We start from the raw sequence: 20,664 nt of genomic DNA, 5'->3' as shown, positions 1-20,664 counted from the left end.
GACAGGCGGTTGCACTCCACGGCAAAAATGGTTGCACCAGAAACGACAAAGGCCACCCCGAGGGGTGGCCTCTGCTTCAGTCAGAATGCCTTAGGCTTTCTTGACTTCCCAGCCGGTCAGCTCGGCCAGGGCCTTGCCGATGTCGGCCAGGGAACGCACGGTTTTCACACCAGCGTCTTGCAGGGCGGCGAACTTCTCGTCCGCAGTGCCCTTGCCGCCGGAGATGATGGCGCCGGCGTGGCCCATGCGCTTGCCGGGCGGCGCGGTGACGCCAGCAATGTAGGACACCACCGGCTTGGTCACGTTGGCCTTGATGAAGGCAGCGGCTTCTTCTTCAGCGGAACCGCCGATCTCACCGATCATGACGATCGCTTCGGTCTTCGGGTCGTCCTGGAACAGCTTCAGGATGTCGATGAAGTTGGAGCCCGGGATCGGGTCGCCACCGATGCCCACGCAGGTGGACTGGCCGAAGCCGGCGTCGGTGGTCTGCTTCACGGCTTCATAGGTCAGGGTGCCGGAACGCGACACGATGCCTACTTTGCCCGGCAGGTGGATGTGACCCGGCATGATGCCGATCTTGCACTCGCCGGGAGTGATCACGCCCGGGCAGTTCGGGCCGATCAGGCGTACGCCCAGCTCGTCGCACTTGACCTTGGCTTCCAGCATGTCGATGGTCGGAATGCCTTCGGTGATGCAGACGATCAGCTTGATGCCGCCGTTGGCCGCTTCCAGGATCGAGTCCTTGCAGAAGGGAGCCGGAACGTAGATCACCGAAGCTTCGGCGCCGGTGGCTTCAACGGCTTCCTTGACGGTGTTGAACACCGGCAGGCCCAGGTGGGTGGTGCCACCCTTGCCGGGGGTCACGCCGCCAACCATCTTGGTGCCGTAGGCGATGGCTTGTTCGGAGTGGAAAGTACCCTGGCTACCGGTGAAGCCTTGGCAGATGACTTTGGTGTCTTTGTTGATCAGGACGCTCATTACTTGCCCTCCGCGGCCTTGACGACTTGCTGTGCAGCGTCGGTCAGGCTGGTCGCCGCGATGATGTTCAGACCGCTCTCGGCCAGTACTTTGGCGCCGAGGTCGGCATTGTTGCCTTCCAGACGTACGACGACCGGGATTTTCACGCCGACTTCCTTCACTGCGCCGATGATGCCTTCGGCAATCATGTCGCAACGAACGATACCGCCGAAGATGTTCACCAGAACGGCAGCTACGTTGCTGTCGGACAGGATGATCTTGAAGGCTTCGGTCACGCGCTCTTTGGTAGCGCCGCCGCCGACGTCGAGGAAGTTGGCAGGCTTGCCACCGTGCAGGTTGACGATGTCCATGGTGCCCATGGCCAGGCCAGCGCCGTTGACCATGCAGCCGATGTTGCCTTCCAGCGCGACGTAGTTCAGTTCCCACTTCTGCGCATGGGCTTCACGAGCGTCGTCCTGGGACGGGTCGTGCATGGCGCGCAGCTTGGGCTGACGGTACATGGCGTTGCTGTCGATGTTGATCTTGGCGTCCAGGCAGTGCAGGTTGCCATCGGCCTTGATCACCAGCGGGTTCACTTCCAGCAGAGCCAGGTCGTAGTCCTGGAACAGCTTGGCCAGGCCAACGAAGATGTGGGTGAACTGCTTGATCTGGTCGCCTTGCAGGCCCAGCTGGAAAGCCAGCTCGCGGCCCTGGTACGGCTGAGCGCCAACCAGCGGGTCAACGGTGGCCTTGAGGATCTTCTCGGGAGTCTCGTGGGCTACTTTCTCGATGTCCACGCCACCTTCGGTGGATGCCATGAACACGATGCGGCGGCTGGAACGATCTACCACGGCGCCCAGGTACAGTTCCTTGGCGATGTCGGTGCAGGATTCAACCAGGATTTTGCTGACCGGCTGACCGTTGGCGTCAGTCTGGTAAGTCACCAGACGCTTGCCCAGCCAGTTGGCGGCGAAGGCCTTGGCGTCTTCTTTGCTCTTGACCAGCTTCACGCCGCCCGCTTTACCGCGGCCACCAGCGTGGACCTGGGCCTTGACGACCCACTCGCTGCCGCCGATTTTTTCGCAGGCTGCTGCGGCTTCTTCCGGGGTGTCTACGGCAAAGCCCTTGGATACGGGCAGGCCGTATTCAGCGAACAGCTGCTTACCCTGATACTCGTGGAGATTCATGCTTGTCTACCGTCTTCGTTTAGGTATTGCGCATTCGGCGCTGCATTCGTGGTGCCGCGCCACCTGTGACTGCCTTGAAAGCAGTCCGGCGGGCTTTCCGCGGTGAGCCCCGAGGGGCTCACGGCACGGGCAGTCCGCCGTGGTTCTTCTTTGCTCTTAGCGCTTCTTGCGGTTGGCGATGTGGATGGCGTGGCCATTCACTGCCAGGGCCGCTTCGTGCAGCGCTTCGGACAGGGTCGGGTGGGAGAAGACCATCATGCCGAGGTCTTCGGCACTGGTGCCGAACTCCATGCCGATCGCGCCTTGCTGGACCAGCTCGGCGGCGCTCGGGCCGATCACGTGAACGCCCAGCACGCGGTCGGTCTTGGCATCGGCGATGACCTTGACGAAACCGGCGGTGTCGTTGGCAGCCATGGCACGGCCGCTGGCGGCGAACGGGAAGGTACCCACGTTGATTTCAACGCCTTCGGCCTTCAGCGACTGCTCGGTCTTGCCGACCCACGCGATTTCCGGGTGGGTGTAGATGACCGACGGGATCAGGTCGTAGTTCATCTGGGCTTTGTGGCCGGCGATACGCTCGGCAACCATGATGCCCTCTTCCGACGCCTTGTGGGCCAGCATGGCGCCACGTACCACGTCACCGATGGCGTATACGCCCGGAACGCTGGTCTTGCACTGGTCGTCGACGAAGATGAAGCCACGCTCGTCCAGGGTCACGCCGCTGTCGGCGGCCAGCAGGTCGGTGGTCACCGGGCGACGGCCCACGGCAACGATCAGCTTGTCGAAGACCAGCTTCTGCTCGCCTTCGGCGTCGGTGAAGCTGACGGTAACCTGCTTCTTCTTCACTTCGGAGCCGGTCACGCGGGCGCCCAGGCGAATCTTCAGGCCTTGCTTGGTGAGGACCTTCAGGGCTTCCTTGGCGACCTGGTCGTCGGCAGCCGGCAGGAACTTGTCCAGGGCTTCCAGTACGGTCACTTCAGCGCCCAGGCGAGCCCAGACGGAGCCCAGCTCGAGGCCGATCACGCCGGCGCCGATCACGCCCAGCTTCTTCGGCACGGCCTGGAAGTCCAGGGCACCGGTGGAGTCGACGATGACGTCCTGGTCGACCGGGGCCGGCGGGATGTCTACCGGCTTGGAGCCGGAAGCGAGGATCACGTTTTCAGCTTCGACGATCTGCACCTTGCCGTCGGAACCGGTGACTTCAACCTGCTTGTTGGCCAGCAGCTTGCCGTGGCCTTCCAGCAGGGTCACGCCGTTGGCCTTGAACAGAGTGCTCACGCCGCCGGTCAGGTTCTTCACGATGGTGTTCTTGCGACCGACCATCGCCGGTACGTCGATGGTGACGCCCTTGGCTTCGATACCATGGATTTTGAAGCCTTCGTGGGCCTCATGGTACTTGTAGGAGCTGTCCAGCAGCGCCTTCGACGGAATGCAACCGACGTTCAGGCAGGTGCCGCCCAGAGCGGTCTTGCCTTCCTTGTCCTGGTACTTCTCGATGCAGGCGGTCTTCAGACCGAGCTGGGCTGCCTTGATGGCGGCAACGTAGCCGCCGGGGCCCGCACCAATCACTACCACGTCGAATTTCTGGGTCATAACTCATTCCTTCTCGGATAAAACCGGACGACCCCTTTCACAAAGGGGTCGCCGTGGGAGAGGTTGGCGATCAGATGTCCAGCAGCAGACGAGCCGGGTCTTCCAGCAGGTTCTTGATGGTCACCAGGAAGCTCACTGCTTCCTTGCCGTCGATCAGGCGGTGATCGTAGGACAGGGCCAGGTACATCATCGGACGGATAACGACCTGACCGTTGATCGCCATCGGGCGCTGGATGATGTTGTGCATGCCGAGAATGGCCGCCTGCGGCGGGTTCACGATCGGGGTCGACATCATCGAACCAAAGGTACCGCCGTTGGTGATGGTGAAGGTGCCACCGGTCATCTCGTCGATGGACAGCTTGCCGTCACGGGCCTTCTTGCCGAAGGTGGCGATGCCGCTTTCGACTTCGGCCAGGCTCATCAGTTCGGCGTTACGCAGTACCGGTACCACCAGGCCACGGTCGCTGGATACGGCAACGCCGATGTCCTGGTAGCCGTGGTAGACGATGTCGGTGCCGTCGATCGAGGCGTTGACCGCCGGGAAGCGCTTCAGCGCTTCGACCGATGCCTTGACGAAGAAGGACATGAAGCCCAGGCGCACGCCATTGTGGGTCTTCTCGAACAGGTCCTTGTACTTCGAACGCAGGGCCATGACTTCGGTCATGTCGACTTCGTTGAAGGTGGTCAGCATGGCCATGTTCGACTGGGCTTCGACCAGACGCTCGGCAACCTTGGCGCGCAGGCGGGTCATCGGCACGCGCTTCTCGACGCGATCGCCAGCGGCGAAGATCGGCGCCTCGCCAGCCGGAGCGGCGGGCTTGGCGGCGGCCGGAGCGGCAGCCGGAGCGGATTTCTTGGCTTCAACGGCGGCAACCACGTCTTCCTTGGTTACACGACCGCCTTTGCCGGTGCCGGCGATGCTGTTCGGGTCGATGCCGTTCTCTTCGGCCAGCTTGCGAGCTGCCGGGGAGAGGATGGCGTCGTCACCGCCAGCGGCGGCGGGAGCAGCGGCAGCCGGAGCGGCAGCGGCTGCAGGGGCGGCGGCGGCGGTAGCGCCGGCGTTCAGCTTGCCGAGCAGTTCGCCGCTGAGGACGGTGTCGCCCTCGTTCTTGACGATTTCAGCCAGGACGCCGTCGGCCTCGGCCAGGACTTCCATGACCACCTTGTCGGTTTCGATGTCGACGATCGGCTCGTCGCGTTTTACCGCTTCACCCGGCTTCTTGTGCCAGGTGGCGACGGTGCCGTCGGCAACCGATTCCGGGAAAGTGGGGGCTTTGATCTCGATAGCCATTGTGTCGGGTTCCTATCTAATTCGGTTTCTTCAGCGCGAAGGCGTTAAACAGTAAAGGCGTCTTGCAGCAGTTTTTCCTGCTGCTCGGCGTGCATCGAGGCGTAGCCGCAGGCCGGGGCCGCGGAGCCTTCACGACCGGCGTACTCGAGGAACAGACCCTTCTTGTGGGCTGCCGCGACGCGACGCATGTGGTGCTGGCTGCAGTACCAGGCGCCCTGGTTCATCGGCTCTTCCTGGCACCAGACGATGTGCTTGAGGTTCTTGTACTGGGCCAGAACCTCCGCCAGGTCGTCCTCGGGGAACGGATAGAGCTGTTCGAGACGAACGATGGCGATGTCTTCGCGACCTTCGGCACGGCGCTTTTCCAGCAGGTCGTAGTAGACCTTGCCGCTGCACAGGATCAGACGCTCGACTTTCTTCGGTTCGATCGCATCGGTCTCGCCGATGACGGTCTGGAAGGAGCCTTCCGCCAGATCTTCCAGGGTCGAGATGGCCAGCTTGTGACGCAGCAGCGACTTCGGCGTGAGCACGACCAGCGGCTTGCGCAGCGGACGGATCACCTGACGACGCAGCAGATGGTAGATCTGCGCCGGGGTGGTCGGTACGCACACCTGGATGTTGTGCTCGGCGCACAGCTGCAGGTAGCGCTCCAGACGCGCGGAGGAGTGCTCCGGACCCTGGCCTTCGTAGCCGTGCGGCAGCAGCATGGTCAGACCGCAGAGACGGCCCCACTTGTGCTCGCCGCTGGTGATGAACTGGTCGACCACGACCTGCGCACCGTTGGCGAAGTCGCCGAACTGGGCTTCCCAGATCACCAGCGCGTTGGGCGTGGTGGTGGAGTAGCCGTATTCGAACGCCAGCACGGCCTCTTCCGAGAGGAAGGAGTCGTACAGGTCGAAGGTCGGCTGCTCGTTGAACAGGTGCTGCAGCGGCAGGTAGGTGTTGCCGTCCTTCTGGTTATGCAGCGCCGCATGGCGGTGCGAGAAGGTGCCGCGACCAACGTCCTGGCCGGTGATGCGTACCGGGTGGCCTTCGAACAACAGGGTGGCGTAGGCCATGGTCTCGGCGTAGCCCCAGTTGATCGGCATGGCGCCCGCGCCCATCTTCTGGCGGTCTTCGAGGATCTTGGCGACCTGGCGCTGAACCACGAAGCCTTCCGGGATCTCCAGCAGCTTGGCGGACAGTTCCTGCAGGGTCTTCAGCTCGAAGCTGGTGTCGTGACGCGCGGTCCAGACGTGGCCCAGGTAGGGGCGCCAGTCCACGAAGAGCTCCTTGTTGGGCTCCTTGACCAGGCTCTTGACCACGTGCTGGCCGTTGTCCAGGGCGGTGCGGTACTCGTCGACCTTGGCCTGGATGGCCGCGGTGTCGAGCACGCCGCCTTGGCTCAGGGCGTCGGCATAGAGCTCGCGAGTGGTGCGCTGCTTGGCGATCTGCTGGTACATCAGCGGCTGGGTGCCGTTCGGCTCGTCGGCCTCGTTGTGGCCGCGACGACGGTAGCAGACCAGGTCGATGACCACGTCACGCTTGAACTGCATGCGGTAGTCGACGGCCAGCTGGGTCACGAACAGCACGGCTTCCGGGTCATCGCCGTTCACGTGCAGGATCGGCGCCTGGATCATCTTGGCGACGTCGGTGGAGTACTCGGTGGAGCGCGAGTCTTCCGGACGGCTGGTGGTGAAACCAACCTGGTTGTTGATCACGATGTGGATGGTGCCGCCCGTCTTGTAGCCACGGGTCTGCGACATCTGGAAGGTTTCCATGACCACACCCTGGCCGGCGAATGCAGCGTCGCCGTGGAGGGAGATCGGCAGAACCTTGTCACCGTTGCTGTCCTGGCGACGGTCCTGACGGGCACGCACGGAACCCTCGACCACCGGGGAAACGATTTCCAGGTGGGACGGGTTGAACGCGAGCGCCAGGTGCACCTCGCCGCCGGAGGTCATGACGTTGGAGGAGAAGCCCTGGTGGTACTTCACGTCGCCGGAGGACAGGCCTTCGGTCTTCTTGCCTTCGAACTCGTCGAACAGGTCGCGCGGGTTCTTGCCGAAGGTGTTGACCAGTACGTTCAGACGGCCACGGTGGGCCATGCCGATGACGATTTCCTTCAGGCCGTAGGAGCCGGAACGCTGGATGATCTCGTCAAGCAGCGGAATCAGGCTCTCGCCGCCTTCCAGGCCGAAGCGCTTGGTGCCCGGGTACTTGGTGCCCAGGTACTTTTCCAGGCCTTCGGCGGCGGTCAGGCGCTCGAGCAGGTGGCTCTGCACTTCCGGCGAGAACGCCGGACGGCCGCGCACGCTTTCCAGGCGCTGCTGGAACCACTTGCGCTGCTCGGAATCGACGATGTGGGTGAACTCTGCCCCGATGGTGCGGCAATACGTCTCGTTGAGCGTCTGCTGGATCTCGCGTAGGGTCGCCTCCTCCTTGCCGATGTACAGCTCACCGGTGCGGAAGGTGGTATCGAGGTCGGCATCGGTCAGTCCGTAGTGACGGATCGACAGGTCAGCCGGAGCCGGACGCTGCCACAGGCCAAGCGGATCGAGCTTGGAAGCCTGGTGGCCGCGCATGCGGAATGCCTGGATCAGGCGCAGGACTTCAACCTGCTTCTTCTCGTGCTCACTGCTCACTGTCCCAGCGGAAACCGGCTGAGCACGGCGCTGGTTCTTGGCGAGCAGAACGAAATGATCGCGGACGGTGGAGTGCGAAACGTCGGTGGCAAGATTGCCGTCGGTCGGCAGCTTCTGGAAGTAGGTGCGCCACTCTTCGGGCACAGCGTTGGGATCGTGCAGGTAGAGCTCGTAGAGCTCCTCCACATAGGCAGCGTTACCACCGGATAGGTGGGCACTGTTCCACATGCGCTGCATTTCGCTTTCTTGCATGCTTTGTCACCCTCGATAAGGGGACACCATCGGCATGGACACTAGGGCTAAGAAGTCCTGGCACAGCGACTGAAGCCACCAAGGATCCCGCAGATAGTCCGGGCACCAGCCCGGTTGCCCCTGCTGGTCATCTATATATTTTTCAGATGAGGAACACGGCTTTGTGGGCTGCGTTCCTGGTTTTACTGCGGCGCCGACAAAGCCGGCGCCGCAGGTGTTACGGGTACAACGTCGTATCAGGTACCGCTTTGCAGCAGCATGTTACGTACGTGACCGATGGCCTTCGTCGGGTTCAGACCCTTGGGGCAGACGTTCACGCAGTTCATGATGCCGCGGCAACGGAATACGCTGAACGGATCGTCCAACGCAGCCAGTCGCTCTTCGGTCTTGTTGTCGCGGCTATCGGCCAGGAAACGATAGGCCTGCAGCAGCGCGGCGGGACCGAGGAACTTGTCGGGGTTCCACCAGAAGGACGGGCAGGAGGTCGAGCAGCAAGCGCACAGGATGCACTCGTACAGACCGTCGAGCTTCTCGCGCTCTTCCGGGGACTGCAGACGTTCGATGGCCGGAGCCGGAGTATCGTTCTGCAGGAAGGGTTTCACCTTCTCGTACTGCTTGTAGAAGATGCTCATATCGACGACCAGGTCACGAATGACCGGCAGGCCCGGCAGCGGGCGAATCACCAGCTTGCCGCCCTTCAGGCCGGCGGCGGACAGCGGAGTGATGCACGCCAGGCCGTTCTTGCCGTTGATGTTCATGCCGTCGGAACCGCAGACGCCTTCACGGCAGGAACGACGGTAGGAGAAACCCTCGTCCTGCTCTTTGATCAGCGCCAGTACGTCGAGGACCATGATGTCCTTGCCGTCGGTGTCGATCTGGAAGTCCTGCATGGCCGGAGCGCTGTCGCGCTCCGGGTTGTAGCGATAGACGCTGACAGTGAGAAGTTTGGACATGTCGGCCACCCTTAATAAGTACGTACTTTGGGTTCGAACGCCGGAACGGTCTTCGGCGCGAAGTTGACGGCGCGCTTGGTAACGCGCTTATCACCCGGGAAGTACAGGGTGTGGCACAGCCAGTTCTCGTCGTCGCGATCTTCGAAGTCTTCACGGGCGTGGGCGCCACGGGATTCCTTGCGAACTTCCGCAGCGATCGCGGTGGCTTCGGCGACTTCCAGCAGGTTCTGCAGCTCCAGCGCTTCGATACGCGCGGTGTTGAAGGCCTGGGACTTGTCGTTGATCTTGACGGTCGCGATGCGCTCACGCAGCTCGGCCAGCTGGGCGATGCCCTTCTGCATGTATTCGCCGGTACGGAACACACCGAAGTAGTTCTGCATGCACTGCTGCAGCTCGCGCTTCAGCGGAGCGACTTCTTCGCCGCTGGTGCGCTCGTTGACGCCGGACAGACGCTTGAGCGACAGCTCCAGGTCGGTCTCGCTGGCACCGCGAGTCTCGATGCCTTCCTTGAGCGCTTTTTCCAGGTGCAGGCCAGCTGCACGGCCGAATACAACCAGGTCGAGCAGCGAGTTGCCGCCCAGGCGGTTGGCGCCGTGTACCGACACGCAAGCCACTTCGCCCACGGCGAACAGGCCTTCGACGATGGTGTCGTTGCCGTTGGCGTCCTGGGTGATGGCCTGGCCATGAATGTTGGTGGCAACGCCGCCCATCATGTAGTGGCAGGTCGGGATAACCGGGATCGGCGCGACGACCGGGTCGACGTGCGCGAAGGTCTTGGACAGTTCGCAGATGCCGGGCAGGCGGCTGTGCAGGACTTCCTCGCCGAGGTGGTCGAGCTTCAGCAGTACGTGGTCCTTGTTCGGGCCCACGCCGTTGCCGGCGATCACTTCCTTGACCATCGAACGGGCGACCACGTCGCGGCCGGCCAGGTCCTTGGCGTTCGGAGCGTAACGCTCCATGAAGCGCTCGCCATGGGCGTTGATCAGGTAACCACCCTCACCACGGCAGCCTTCGGTAACCAGTACACCGGCGCCGGCGATGCCGGTCGGGTGGAACTGCCACATCTCGATGTCCTGAACCGGCACGCCAGCGCGCAGGGCCATGCCCACGCCGTCGCCGGTGTTGATCAGGGCGTTGGTGGTGGAGGCGTAGATACGGCCAGCACCGCCAGTGGCCAGAACCACGGCCTTGGAACGGATGTAGACGGTTTCACCGGTCTCGATGCAGATGGCGATGATGCCGACCACGGCGCCGTCCTGGTTCTTCACCAGGTCAACGGCGTACCACTCGTTGAGGAACGAGGTGCCGCTCTTCAGGTTGGCCTGGTACAGGGTGTGCAGCAGGGCGTGACCGGTACGGTCGGCCGCGGCGCAGGTACGGGCGGCCTGGCCACCCTTGCCGAAGTCCTTGGACTGGCCACCGAACGGACGCTGGTAGATGCGGCCCTGCTCGGTACGGGAGAACGGCAGGCCCATGTGTTCCAGCTCGAACACGGCTTCGGGGCCGACGGAGCACATGTATTCGATCGCGTCCTGGTCACCGATGTAGTCGGAGCCCTTGACGGTGTCGTACATGTGCCAGCGCCAATCGTCGTTCGGGTCGGACGAAGCGATGGCGCAGGTGATGCCGCCCTGGGCGGAAACGGTGTGGGAACGGGTCGGGAAGACCTTGGTCACCACGGCAGTCTTGTGACCGCCCTGAGCCAGTTGCAGCGCAGCGCGCATACCGGCACCGCCACCACCTACGATGATGGCGTCGAAAGAAAGAGTACGAATGCTAGCCATGGATCACACACCCCAGAGAATCTGCACGCCCCAGACGAAGAACGCGAACATCGCAATGCCGCATACCGCCTGGAACAGGAAACGCACCACAGTCGCCGCCTTGCCCAGCGCCATCGGCGTCAGGTAGTCGGTGGAGATGGTCCACATGCCGACCCAGGCGTGAACGCTCAGGGCGACCAGGGCCAGCAGGGCGAAGATGCGCATTGCGGTGTGGGAGAACAGACCGTGCCAGTCGGCGTAGGTCATACCCGGGTTGCAGACCACATAGCCCAGCAGGAACAGAGTGAAAGCCGCGAGAACGACCGCAGAAACGCGCTGGGCCATCCAGTCGTAGAGGCCCGAACGGGAGAAGTTCGTGACGTTGGTTACCATATCCACACCCCCAGCAGCACGATCAGCACCGCAGAAACTACGATGACGATTTTCGAGCCCAGCTTGCCGCCCTCGAGCGTCTCGCCGACGCCCGCATCCATTACCAGGTGGCGCACACCGGCGACCAGGTGGTAAAGCAGTGCGGACAGGAGGCCCCAAATCACCAGCTTGGCCAGCGGACTGGTCAGGCACGCCTTGACCTGCTCGAAGCCTTCCTCGGAGCTCAGCGATTTGTCGAGCCCGAACAGCAGCACGGCAATACCGAAGAAGAGGATGACACCAGAGATTCGATGCAGGATGGACGTATAAGCAGTGATGGGGAGTTTGATGGTCCTGAGATCTAGGTTTACAGGTCGTTGGCTATTCACGGCTTTTTTTCACACTGAGGCCCCTAACAAACAGGGCAAGTTGTCGGGAAGTGCACTGATCAGGTACCCCTCACCAAAGGGAGTGCCGACCTCCAGAAATACGAGCCCAAGGCCCCTGGCGATCGGGCGCTGAGTATAGACAGTTAGCTGACTAATGACAATGCGAAGACCCACCCCTAAAAGCTGATTGCGCTGCCTATATAAAAGGCGTAAATAGCGCCCTTTTTTGCACCGAAAAACCCACGCAAACCCCACTCCCACATGGGTTTCTTCAAATTGACATTCAAATTTATAGCTCTATAGTGTCCCGGGCCCTGCGTGGGGGGCTGTCTGATGATTTCAAGCATAACTAGGAGGCCGCTATGGCTGACAAAAAAGCGCAGTTGATCATCGAGGGCGCTGCCCCCGTAGAGCTGCCCGTTCTGTCCGGTTCCATGGGACCCGATGTAGTCGATGTGCGGGGCCTGACCTCCACGGGCTGCTTCACCTTTGATCCTGGCTTTATGTCGACCGCCTCTTGCGAGTCGAAGATCACCTACATCGACGGCGACAAGGGCGTACTGCTGCACCGGGGCTACCCGATCGAGCAGCTGGCAGAGAAATCCGACTACCTGGAAACCTGCTATCTGCTGCTGAACGGCGAACTGCCCAATGCCGAAGAAAAGGCCAAGTTCGTCAGCACCATCAAGAACCACACCATGGTTCACGAGCAGTTGAAGAGCTTCTTCAACGGCTTCCGCCGCGACGCCCATCCGATGGCGATCATGTGCGGCGTGGTCGGCGCCCTCTCCGCCTTCTACCACGACTCCCTGGACATCAATAACCCGCAGCATCGCGAAGTCTCGGCCATGCGCCTGGTCGCCAAGATGCCGACCATCGCGGCGATGGCCTACAAGTACTCCATGGGCCAGCCCATGATGTACCCGCGTAACGACCTGAACTACGCGGAAAACTTCCTGCACATGATGTTCAACACCCCGGCCGAGATCAAACCGATCAGCCCGGTGCTGGCCAAGGCCATGGACCGCATCTTCATCCTGCATGCGGACCACGAGCAGAACGCCTCCACCTCCACCGTTCGCCTGGCCGGCTCCTCCGGCGCCAACCCCTTCGCCTGTATCGCTGCCGGCATCGCGGCTCTCTGGGGCCCGGCCCACGGCGGTGCGAACGAAGCCGTGCTGAGCATGCTGGACGAGATCGGCGACGTGTCGAACATCGACAAGTTCATCGCCAAGGCGAAGGACAAGAACGATCCGTTCAAGCTGATGGGCTTCGGCCACCGCGTCTACAAGAACTTCGACCCTCGCGCCAAGGTCATGAAACAGACCTGCGACGAAGTACTGGCGGAGCTGGGCATCAACGACCCGCAGCTGGAACTGGCGATGAAGCTCGACGAGATCGCGCGCAACGATCCGTACTTCAAGGAACGCAACCTGTACCCGAACGTAGACTTCTACTCGGGCATCATCCTGAAGGCCATCGGCATCCCGACCAGCATGTTCACCGTGATCTTCGCCCTCGCTCGTACCGTTGGCTGGATCTCGCACTGGAAGGAAATGCTCTCCGGCCCGTACAAGATCGGCCGTCCGCGCCAGCTGTACACCGGTTACGAAAAGCGCGACTACGCGCCGCTGGAAGGCCGCAAGTAAGGCTGACCGCTCCATGAAAAAGGCTGCCAGAAGGCAGCCTTTTTTATTTCGACTTCGTCTAGCCTTTCAGCGCTTTTCCGCCCGCTGGCGCATCGCCTTCAGGGTATTGAACGGCGCATCCACCACGAAACTGTTGGCCAGCCACGACGGCACGCTGCCACCCGGCTCGGTGTGCACCTGATAGGTCACCTCCACCTGCCCTGCCCCCTTGGGCTCCAGCTTCCAGAACCCGTCCACTTCGGTCACCCGGACATAGCCATCAGCCTCGGGCAGATAGGTCGGGACGCCTTCGAGCACCCGCGTCACGCCGCCGCCCGCGTCCAGTTTCGAGGTGACGTGGATCACCGAATCCCGCGGCGTCACCGGCCAGGGCGTGCTGAAGCGGGTGTAGGTCCAGCTCTGCGGGCCATCGACCTTCAGGAGCTTCTGCTCCCTGCACTCGTGGATCCAGGCGCAGGAGCCCACAACATCCTCCTGCAGGGCACGCAGGGTGGCGATGTCGGTCTTCATGGTGGTGACCCCGCGGTAGGCCTTGTAGCGGGAACCGGGCACCTCGCTGAGGAATACCTTGATGCCGTCCTCGTCCTTGGCCAGCTTCCAGTCCTCGGCGTGGACGGCGGACGCCGCGCACAGACCCAGGGCACAGAGCGCCGCAATCTTGATACTCATGATCTCTCCTTGCTCGAGCGGGTGCCGGCTGCACGCCAGCGAATGTTCAGACTGCCGAAGTCGCCTGCTCCAGCCAGCCGATCAGACGGATCGCATCGTCGCGGCTGTCGCCGCAGACCTCGTGATCGGCATCGAATTCACCACACACTGCCGGGCGACGCGGGTCGCCGAACAACTGGCAGAGATTGTCCACGGACAGATGCAGGCAGCGCTCACCCGCTGGCTTGCCCGAAGGCATGCCGGGAATGGGGGAACTGATGGACGGCGCAATGCAGCAGGCACCACAGCCTGGACGGCAGAGCATGGCGGAGAACCTCGAGCGACGGGGATGGCGGCAGGAGGGTGCATTTTACTTGGGCGCGAGCGGCGTTGACACAGTTCCGACCACCGAAGCCTGACGCGCACGCAGCTCATCGACACTGTCACCCCGGAAGACGCGTGCCGTCAGCCGCCCTTCATGTACCTCGAGGCCGACACGCCGGGGGTCGCGGAGGTCGAACAGTTGATAGGCGACCGACTGGCTGTGAAAGGCCCGCAGGCGCGAGGTGAAGTAGAACGCCCGGGTTGCGGCGGCGCTCCATGCGGCCGGCTGCTGCGGCAGGCTGCGGGCGGCCGGCACCGCCACAAGGCGGCCGGACATGTCATAGGCGCCGGATCGTTCGCCAAAGCCGAAGAAACGCTCGTCCGACTCCCGACTCCAGGCCAGGTAGAGCCGATTGAGCCGGGACGCGCCCAAGCTCACGGCCAGCGCCAGGCCACGCTCGCCGTCATCCTCCAGCGTCAGCACATAAGGGCTCAGGCTGCCATCGGCGCAGCGCAAGCGCCCTTTCAGCAGGAGCTTGTCGCCCTGGCGCTCGAAGGCATCCAGGCTCTGCTCGCGGCAGAGCAGTTCACGCTGGTCGCGCAACTCGCCACTGGCCGTGGGCGGACGACTCCCGGGCTGGCCGATGCCGGCCGCGAGAAAACCGCCCTCGGCGCCCCAGAGCACTTCCTGCGGCCGATCCTGCCTGTAGACGACAAACCCCTGGCCGCGCCAGGACAGGCGATAGCGGCCGAAATCGAAGTCCCGCGCCACGGCGAATGCCGGGGGCAGATGCAATTCGGCGAGCACTGGCTGCTGCCGCCAGGCCTCGACCACACGCAAGCCCGCAACGGCCACCCCGAGCAGCACCAGCAGCACGAATCCCGCTACACGCCAGAAGGCCATGGCTCGCCCCTTTCCTTGAAAATCAGCACCCATTAGGCTTGCGCCTTTCAGCCCAACTCAGAGCCCCGATCATGCCTGTATGGATGCAGACCGCCGCCCTGCTCACCCTCTCCAACGTGTTCATGACCTTCGCCTGGTATGGCCACCTCAAGACCCTCAACACCAAGCCCTGGATAATCGCGGCACTGATCAGTTGGGGAATCGCGCTGTTCGAGTACCCGACCTACACCCAAGTTTTCCATTGATGGACATAGGACTTTTCTACCGAGATCAACGAGATAGTGATTCCTCACCTGTCCACTTGAACTCCCAGGCCTATGGACAATCCAGCTCATTTTGTCCATTTTCAAGACTGTACGCGGGTTCCGAAGCCCCCCAAGACAGCCAGGCAGTGAATCGCCCCTAGTTTCGTAGACACCTCCAAGCCTCATAATGAGGCCCATTAGGAGGTGCCATGAGCAACCAGCGTTACCCCGAAGAATTCAAAATCGAAGCGGTCAAACAAGTGACCGAGCGCGGCCTCCCCGTAGCCGAGGTGGCAGCGCGGTTAGGCATGTCGGTGCATAGCCTGTATGCCTGGATCAAGCGCTACGGCAAGCCCCAGGCGCAGCGGCAGCAAGACGACGATCAGCAGGCCGAACTGCGTCGTCTGCGCGCCGAACTCAAGCGAGTGACCGAAGAGCGAGACATCCTAAAAAAGGCCGCCGCGTACTTTGCCAAGGAGTCCGGCTGAAGTACGCCTTCATCAGCAAGCTGTCGGTGGAGTACCCGGTTCGACGTCTCTGCCAGACCCTGAAAGTGCATCCCAGCGGTTACTACGCCTGGCTGACCGAGCCGAAATCCGTACGCGCCAAGGAAGATCAGCGCCTACTCGGGTTGATCAAACATGCCTGGCTGGAAAGCGGTGGGGTCTACGGCTATCGCAAGATTCACGACGACCTGCGTGAGCTGGGGGAGTCCTGTGGCCGGCACCGCGTGGCTCGCCTGATGCGAGGAGAAGGGCTGCGCTCACAGACCGGCTATCGGCGGCGCCCCGGCTATTACGGCGGCCGGCCAACGGTGGCTTCGCCCAATCGCCTGGAGCGGCAATTCAACGTTAGTGAACCGAACAAGGTCTGGGTCACCGACATCACCTACATCCGCACCTATGAAGGCTGGCTGTATTTGGCGGTGGTGCTGGATCTGTTTTCACGCCAGGTGATCGGCTGGTCGATGAAGCCACGGATGTGCAGCGACCTGGCTATCGATGCCCTGTTGATGGCGGTGTGGCGGCGCAAGCCCAAGCAGGAAGTGATGATCCACTCCGACCAGGGCAGCCAGTTCAGCAGCTCGGACTGGCAGAGCTTCCTCAAGGCCAACAACCTGATCAGCAGCATGAGTCGACGCGGTAACTGCCACGACAACGCGGTGGCGGAAAGCTTTTTCCAGTTGCTGAAGCGGGAACGCATCCGACGAAAAACCTACGGCACCCGCGAAGAAGCCCGGAGTGATGTGTTCGATTACATCGAGATGTTTTATAACCCCAAACGCCGGCACAGCAGCGCTATGCAGCTATCGCCAGTGGAGTTTGAAAAGCGTTATTTCCAGAGCTTGGAGAGTGTCTAGGAAAGCCGGGGCGATTCAAACTGAGCAATCATGCCGAGCCTTCGCCTTATCCAGTAATGCTCGTCGGCATTCGCGGCGCTGATGATGGCTTGTGCCCTTGCGATGAGTTTCTTGGCCACCTTGCGCCGAGTTGACCGGACGCGTCCCATCGAATACCGATGCGCGATCTCGTCGGGGGTGGCGAGCCGACCGGAAGCAAAATCATAGGCCCAACAGGGGTACTTGTACTTTTCGCGCTCTGCGCCCCATTGGTGGGGAGGCAACTTCCACCTATGGATAGGGAAGAGCCAAAGGTGGTTATCCGCCCAACCAAGACTGGCGGGCAGTACCAATTTGTACGGGAAAGGCCTCTGCTCTAGCACTAAGTCGCATAAGCCGTCGAACAAGGCTTGATTGAGAGCCATTGCATGAGCGAAATCATGTGCAGCTAAGGGTTCGGTAGTACCAATGGGGTTCCATCGCTTTTTGATCTTGCGGGTGCCCCGTTGGATATTTTCGAGACCGGTCGTGGCTTCCAGAAGCTCGCCGATAAAATGAAGCCGCATATTATGCGTGTGTTCGGTTATCGCTTGTCGGCGGTATCGTTCGCGGGTGTAGTCTGCCCACTCTAGATAGGCGCCGCGGGTGGCTTCGCCACCGGAAAGACAGTCGTGTAAGCCGTTGGCATCGGCCCAATCGAGGAATGATTTGAGGCATTGTGCATAACCGCAAGCTGTCGCCATGCGCCTGCCGCCATCAGTGATCAGGCTGGAGAGTGCCTTTGTAAGCTGCAGAATTTGCGTGGGGCGTTGCCTGAGGAAAGAGTCGAGCACGACCTCTCGAGATTGGCCAAACCTGCGTGGCTTGCCTGAGCGCAAGGCGTAGCAGAAGGCACCGAAGTCGAGGGACCTGGCACCAAACTTCAAGATAACCTGCTCCACGTGCAGGATGCGGGTGGTCTTGGTAAGCGGCAACTCGAGAACAACTATCGGGTGCGTAGCGAAATTATGCTCAGTAGGCTTATTCATCTGCCAACTCGATGCCCTTCATCGCTTGGTCGATCCACGCTTGCAACTGCTTTCCATAGTCGTTAACCGCCTGGTAGATGACCTCCATCTGCTGGCGGTAGTCGAGGTACCGATCGGTGGTGGCAAAGCTCTCATGACAGAGTAAGTCCTTCACATACATCCGTGCTCGGCTCAGGGTGATCACCTTCTTGTTAACCGACTCCATTAACAATTCAGTCATGTTCATGCCAAAGCTCGCTCGGAGATCGTGGATGCGGTAGTTGAAGTGCCTGTCGTGATGCTCACGCACATAGGGAAGAACGTGCTCTTTCAGGAACTGGCGCACAGCCTGGCCGGTCTTCTCGTGGCGACGATCGAGGTTCGGATCGAAGCGCAGGGACTCGGCCTTGGCAGAGTAGTAGGGATTGCCCTGCTGAGTCAGGAACAGATAGGGGGTAGCGATTTCGCCATGTTTGGTCACGAACCGGCTGCGCCGCACTTCCGCGCGATTTGACAGGGAGTAGACGTGGAGCATTTCATAGATGGGGCGCGGGACCTGCAGTATGAAGCTCTTGTCGTTCTTGGTATCGATGCCAGTGCCTGGCCCGACCTTCAACTTGAAGACCTGACCATCGCCAGTCAGCGCCCGAGCGTAGACCGGATCGGGCTGCATAAAGTGCGTCATGCGGAGCGTGCCGGCCGTTTGGATACGTGCGCCAGTGGCCAGCATGAAGAGCTGGATCAGGTAGCACTCCGTATTGCCCTTTGTTGAGGTGGCTTCGAGAATCCAGTTCTGTTCTTTTCCGTTCAGAGGCCGTAACTTACCGCCATCCTGTATGGTCCCGGCAAAAGGATCCTCCGACTTAGGCGCTCGAATGCTCACATCCGTCGAAACGACTCTCTTGGATACCCCCCTACCAACAGTCGTTATGACGTTAAGCTGATACTCACTTTCCTCCCACGGTGGATACTCTGGTTGGAAGTAGTTGCTGTCGATAAGCCAGCGGTAAAAGGCAACCACAGTAACCATACGCCGCTTAGCGGTAGCTGGCGTAACTTCACCAGCATAAATTTGCTGCTGAAGGTAGCCGCGATAGCGATATGTTGAGCGCCGCAATTTGATCTTCGGAAACTGGAAGACCAGATCATCAGGACTCTCGTGAGTATCGAGCCACTCCTTGTAAGCACCCAGATCATCGGCCTTGACCTGGAAAGTTGTCATCGTTGGCCTTGTATCCGCCTCAAGTTTCGCGAGGATATAGAGATTACCGAGATGCCACGGCGCCGAATTCCTATCGAGGATCACAGGAAACAAGTTGTATTTGAAACCCTGGCCAACCTGATCGCCCTGAGTAAAGCGGTAAAAATAGGAAAAACCGGGATGCCCTTTACCCTGTTTGATGACCCGCTTGAGCGCACGCGGATCGTCAGCCATCGTCAGCTCCGACAACTGGAAGACTGGGAGGAGCACCTTGCGCCGCAACTCGTTCATCGGCCAACCTCCTGACTTGATCAGGTATCAAGCACGACCCTGAATGAGAGCTCAAGTATAGGAACGGCATCGATCAACCACGAGCAACTTAAAGAAATCTTTCTTATAACACCCACTCAAGCTGAAATCAGTTAAGTTACTTTTATTTACTCTAGCGATATAAATCCGAACAAACCTCAAAACCCTTCATATCGAAGCATTTTCCACTCCATTAAACCAAACTCTTCTTGTACCGCGCTCATTTCGCAATCGTGCATGGCATCAAACGGTATTTTTCAACGCAGAGCACTTAGCGCACCGAAAAGTGTGCCTATCGAAGATGAACCTCATGCGCCTAGCATGCTTTGAGCCAAACCCCATGCGCATGCAGGGGCCTTGTCCATTTCAGCGGCACTTACAAGACACACTAGGTGGTTGATTACTTGCATGTACTGATCATGGTGCCGGCCAACCGCATCGGCTACACGGAACTCTCGGTCGGCCAGCTGAAGATCATGCAGGAGGTCATCACCCTGGCGATCTTCGTTCCGTTCAGCGTGTACTTCATGCAGCAGCCGCTGAAACTGGACTATCTCTGGGCGGGGCTATGCCTCCTCGGCGCCGTCTACTTCATCTTCCGCAGCTAGGCGCGCCTGCGCTTCGGCCATGCGTTGTCAGAAATCGGCTCAGACTGCTCATTAACAGGCGTTAACTCCGCGTCTTCGCCGATTTCTTCCTAGCCTGGCCTTTGCTCGGCGGCCTAGAGGCCCCTATCGCTACGCAGGCTTCTTCAGTCGGGCGATCAGGCTGGAGGTGTCCCAGCGGCCGCCGCCCATGGCCTGGACCTCGGCGTAGAACTGGTCGACCAGGGCCGTTACCGGCAGTTGCGCGCCGTTGCGTTGGGCTTCGTCGAGGACGATGGAGAGGTCCTTGCGCATCCAGTCCACGGCGAAGCCGAAGTCGAACTTGCCTTCCTGCATGCTCTGGTGGCGGTGTTCCAGCTGCCAGGACTGGGCGGCCCCCTTGCTGATCACCTCCATCGCACCCTGGACATCCAGCCCGGCGCACTGGGCGAAATGCAGCGCCTCGGCCAGGCCCTGCAGCAGGCCTCCGACGCAGATCTGGTTGACCATCTTGGTCAGTTGGCCGCTGCCCACCGGCCCCATGCGCCGGATCATCTTGGCGTAGCTGTCGATCACCGGTGCCGCGCGGTCATAGAAGGCCTGCTCGCCACCGACCATCACCGATAGCATGCCCGCCTCGGCACCGGCCTGGCCGCCGGAAACCGGGGCATCGAGGAACCCCAGTTCGCGCTCGGCGGCCAGGGTGGCCAGCTCTCGCGCCAACTCCGCCGAAGCGGTGGTGTGATCCACCAGGATCGAGCCGGGCGCCATCCCGGCGTAGGCGCCGTCAGATCCCAGCAGCACCGTGCGCAGGTCGTCGTCATTGCCGACGCAGACCATCACGAACTCCGCTCCCTCGGCCGCCTCACGCGGCGAAGCGAAGGCATCGCCACCGAATTCGTCGCACCAGAGCTCTGCCTTGCCCGCCGTGCGGTTGTAGACCCGAACCGAATGGCCTTCGCAAGCCAGATGCCCGGCCATGTTGAAGCCCATCCCCCCCAGACCGATAAACGCAACTTCAGCCATTGTTGTTCTCCTTCGTCGACCTGCGGAAAAGCCTAACACGCAGTTTG

General features: G+C 61.2%; 17 protein-coding genes and 2 pseudogenes. 4 read left to right on the top strand and 15 right to left on the bottom strand.

Translation table 11 applies throughout. The annotated features are described in order from the left end of the window. Positions 1 to 90: 90 nt before the first annotated feature. The 9 genes from sucD to sdhC all read right to left on the bottom strand — a co-directional run bounded on the left by sucD (position 91) and on the right by sdhC (position 11,381). On the bottom strand, positions 91 to 978 hold the full coding sequence (gene sucD, locus PCA10_RS10755) for a succinate--CoA ligase subunit alpha (RefSeq protein WP_016492102.1): 888 nt from the start codon (positions 976 to 978) through the stop codon (positions 91 to 93). Further along, complete coding sequence (sucC, locus tag PCA10_RS10750; protein ID WP_016492101.1) at positions 978 to 2,144, bottom strand: ADP-forming succinate--CoA ligase subunit beta; 1,167 nt, start codon at positions 2,142 to 2,144, stop codon at positions 978 to 980. Before sucC ends, sucD begins: the two co-directional genes overlap by 1 nt. Before the next feature lie 156 nt (positions 2,145 to 2,300). Beyond that, the gene (gene lpdA, locus PCA10_RS10745; protein WP_016492100.1) at positions 2,301 to 3,737 is read right to left on the bottom strand and encodes a dihydrolipoyl dehydrogenase; all 1,437 of its coding nucleotides are present in this window, start codon (positions 3,735 to 3,737) and stop codon (positions 2,301 to 2,303) included. Between the two features lie 70 nt (positions 3,738 to 3,807). Further along, on the bottom strand, positions 3,808 to 5,028 hold the full coding sequence (gene odhB, locus PCA10_RS10740) for a 2-oxoglutarate dehydrogenase complex dihydrolipoyllysine-residue succinyltransferase (protein WP_016492099.1): 1,221 nt from the start codon (positions 5,026 to 5,028) through the stop codon (positions 3,808 to 3,810). Between the two features lie 44 nt (positions 5,029 to 5,072). After that, on the bottom strand, positions 5,073 to 7,904 hold the full coding sequence (locus PCA10_RS10735; protein ID WP_016492098.1) for a 2-oxoglutarate dehydrogenase E1 component: 2,832 nt from the start codon (positions 7,902 to 7,904) through the stop codon (positions 5,073 to 5,075). A gap of 236 nt (positions 7,905 to 8,140) precedes the next feature. Further along, positions 8,141 to 8,857 carry a succinate dehydrogenase iron-sulfur subunit gene (locus PCA10_RS10730; protein ID WP_016492097.1) on the bottom strand — a complete coding sequence of 239 codons (717 nt, stop codon included), beginning with the start codon at positions 8,855 to 8,857 and terminating at the stop codon, positions 8,141 to 8,143. 11 nt (positions 8,858 to 8,868) lie between these two features. Then, a complete protein-coding gene (sdhA, locus tag PCA10_RS10725) occupies positions 8,869 to 10,641 on the bottom strand; it encodes a succinate dehydrogenase flavoprotein subunit (RefSeq protein WP_016492096.1) in 1,773 nt (590 codons plus the stop codon). Positions 10,642 to 10,644: 3 nt separating this feature from the next. After that, the gene (gene sdhD, locus PCA10_RS10720; RefSeq protein WP_016492095.1) at positions 10,645 to 11,013 is read right to left on the bottom strand and encodes a succinate dehydrogenase, hydrophobic membrane anchor protein; all 369 of its coding nucleotides are present in this window, start codon (positions 11,011 to 11,013) and stop codon (positions 10,645 to 10,647) included. Beyond that, positions 11,007 to 11,381 carry a succinate dehydrogenase, cytochrome b556 subunit gene (gene sdhC / locus PCA10_RS10715; protein ID WP_041770208.1) on the bottom strand — a complete coding sequence of 125 codons (375 nt, stop codon included), beginning with the start codon at positions 11,379 to 11,381 and terminating at the stop codon, positions 11,007 to 11,009. Before sdhC ends, sdhD begins: the two co-directional genes overlap by 7 nt. A gap of 362 nt (positions 11,382 to 11,743) precedes the next feature. Between sdhC and gltA the strand changes: the two genes are divergently transcribed. Beyond that, entirely contained in the window at positions 11,744 to 13,030 is a 1,287-nt protein-coding gene (gene gltA / locus PCA10_RS10710; protein ID WP_016492093.1) for a citrate synthase, read from the top strand. Positions 13,031 to 13,096: 66 nt separating this feature from the next. Here gltA and PCA10_RS10705 read toward each other — a convergent pair whose 3' ends face one another. Genes PCA10_RS10705 through PCA10_RS10695 form a run of 3 tightly spaced genes read right to left on the bottom strand, consistent with a single transcriptional unit; the run spans position 13,097 to position 14,906 of the window. Continuing rightward, positions 13,097 to 13,699, bottom strand: coding sequence for an START domain-containing protein (locus tag PCA10_RS10705; protein ID WP_016492092.1), 603 nt, complete (start codon positions 13,697 to 13,699; stop codon positions 13,097 to 13,099). Positions 13,700 to 13,745: 46 nt separating this feature from the next. Next, on the bottom strand, positions 13,746 to 14,003 hold the full coding sequence (locus PCA10_RS10700) for a YkgJ family cysteine cluster protein (protein WP_016492091.1): 258 nt from the start codon (positions 14,001 to 14,003) through the stop codon (positions 13,746 to 13,748). A 45-nt stretch (positions 14,004 to 14,048) separates the two neighbouring features. Next, on the bottom strand, positions 14,049 to 14,906 hold the full coding sequence (locus PCA10_RS10695; RefSeq protein ID WP_016492090.1) for a hypothetical protein: 858 nt from the start codon (positions 14,904 to 14,906) through the stop codon (positions 14,049 to 14,051). Between the two features lie 71 nt (positions 14,907 to 14,977). Between PCA10_RS10695 and PCA10_RS30290 the strand changes: the two are divergent. Further along, positions 14,978 to 15,124 (top strand): annotated as a pseudogene (locus tag PCA10_RS30290) (DMT family protein); the annotation flags it as partial. A 236-nt stretch (positions 15,125 to 15,360) separates the two neighbouring features. Next, a protein-coding gene (locus PCA10_RS10680; protein WP_144276949.1) for an IS3 family transposase occupies positions 15,361 to 16,511 on the top strand; the annotation gives its coding sequence in 2 pieces (ribosomal slippage) (positions 15,361 to 15,598 and positions 15,598 to 16,511; 1,152 coding nt in all). On the opposite strand, the gene PCA10_RS10675 is transcribed toward PCA10_RS10680, so the two are convergent. Next, the gene (locus tag PCA10_RS10675; protein ID WP_016492088.1) at positions 16,508 to 17,518 is read right to left on the bottom strand and encodes a hypothetical protein; all 1,011 of its coding nucleotides are present in this window, start codon (positions 17,516 to 17,518) and stop codon (positions 16,508 to 16,510) included. The two genes, PCA10_RS10680 and PCA10_RS10675, sit on opposite strands and share 4 nt — an antisense overlap. After that, positions 17,511 to 18,989, bottom strand: a complete 1,479-nt coding sequence (locus PCA10_RS10670) for a site-specific integrase (RefSeq protein ID WP_016492087.1) — start codon at positions 18,987 to 18,989, stop codon at positions 17,511 to 17,513. Before PCA10_RS10670 ends, PCA10_RS10675 begins: the two co-directional genes overlap by 8 nt. 431 nt (positions 18,990 to 19,420) lie before the next feature. On the opposite strand from PCA10_RS10670, the pseudogene PCA10_RS10665 reads away from it, so the two are divergent. Beyond that, a pseudogene (locus PCA10_RS10665) lies at positions 19,421 to 19,615 on the top strand (DMT family protein); the annotation flags it as partial. A 129-nt stretch (positions 19,616 to 19,744) separates the two neighbouring features. Here PCA10_RS10665 and PCA10_RS10660 read toward each other — a convergent pair. After that, the gene (locus tag PCA10_RS10660) at positions 19,745 to 20,617 is read right to left on the bottom strand and encodes an NAD(P)-dependent oxidoreductase (protein WP_016492085.1); all 873 of its coding nucleotides are present in this window, start codon (positions 20,615 to 20,617) and stop codon (positions 19,745 to 19,747) included. Positions 20,618 to 20,664: the final 47 nt, after the last annotated feature.

The organism is Pseudomonas resinovorans NBRC 106553 (assembly GCF_000412695.1).
Taxonomy (GTDB): Bacteria; Pseudomonadota; Gammaproteobacteria; order Pseudomonadales; family Pseudomonadaceae; genus Metapseudomonas; species Metapseudomonas resinovorans_A.
This window is presented reverse-complemented; position numbering and strand designations above follow the sequence as displayed.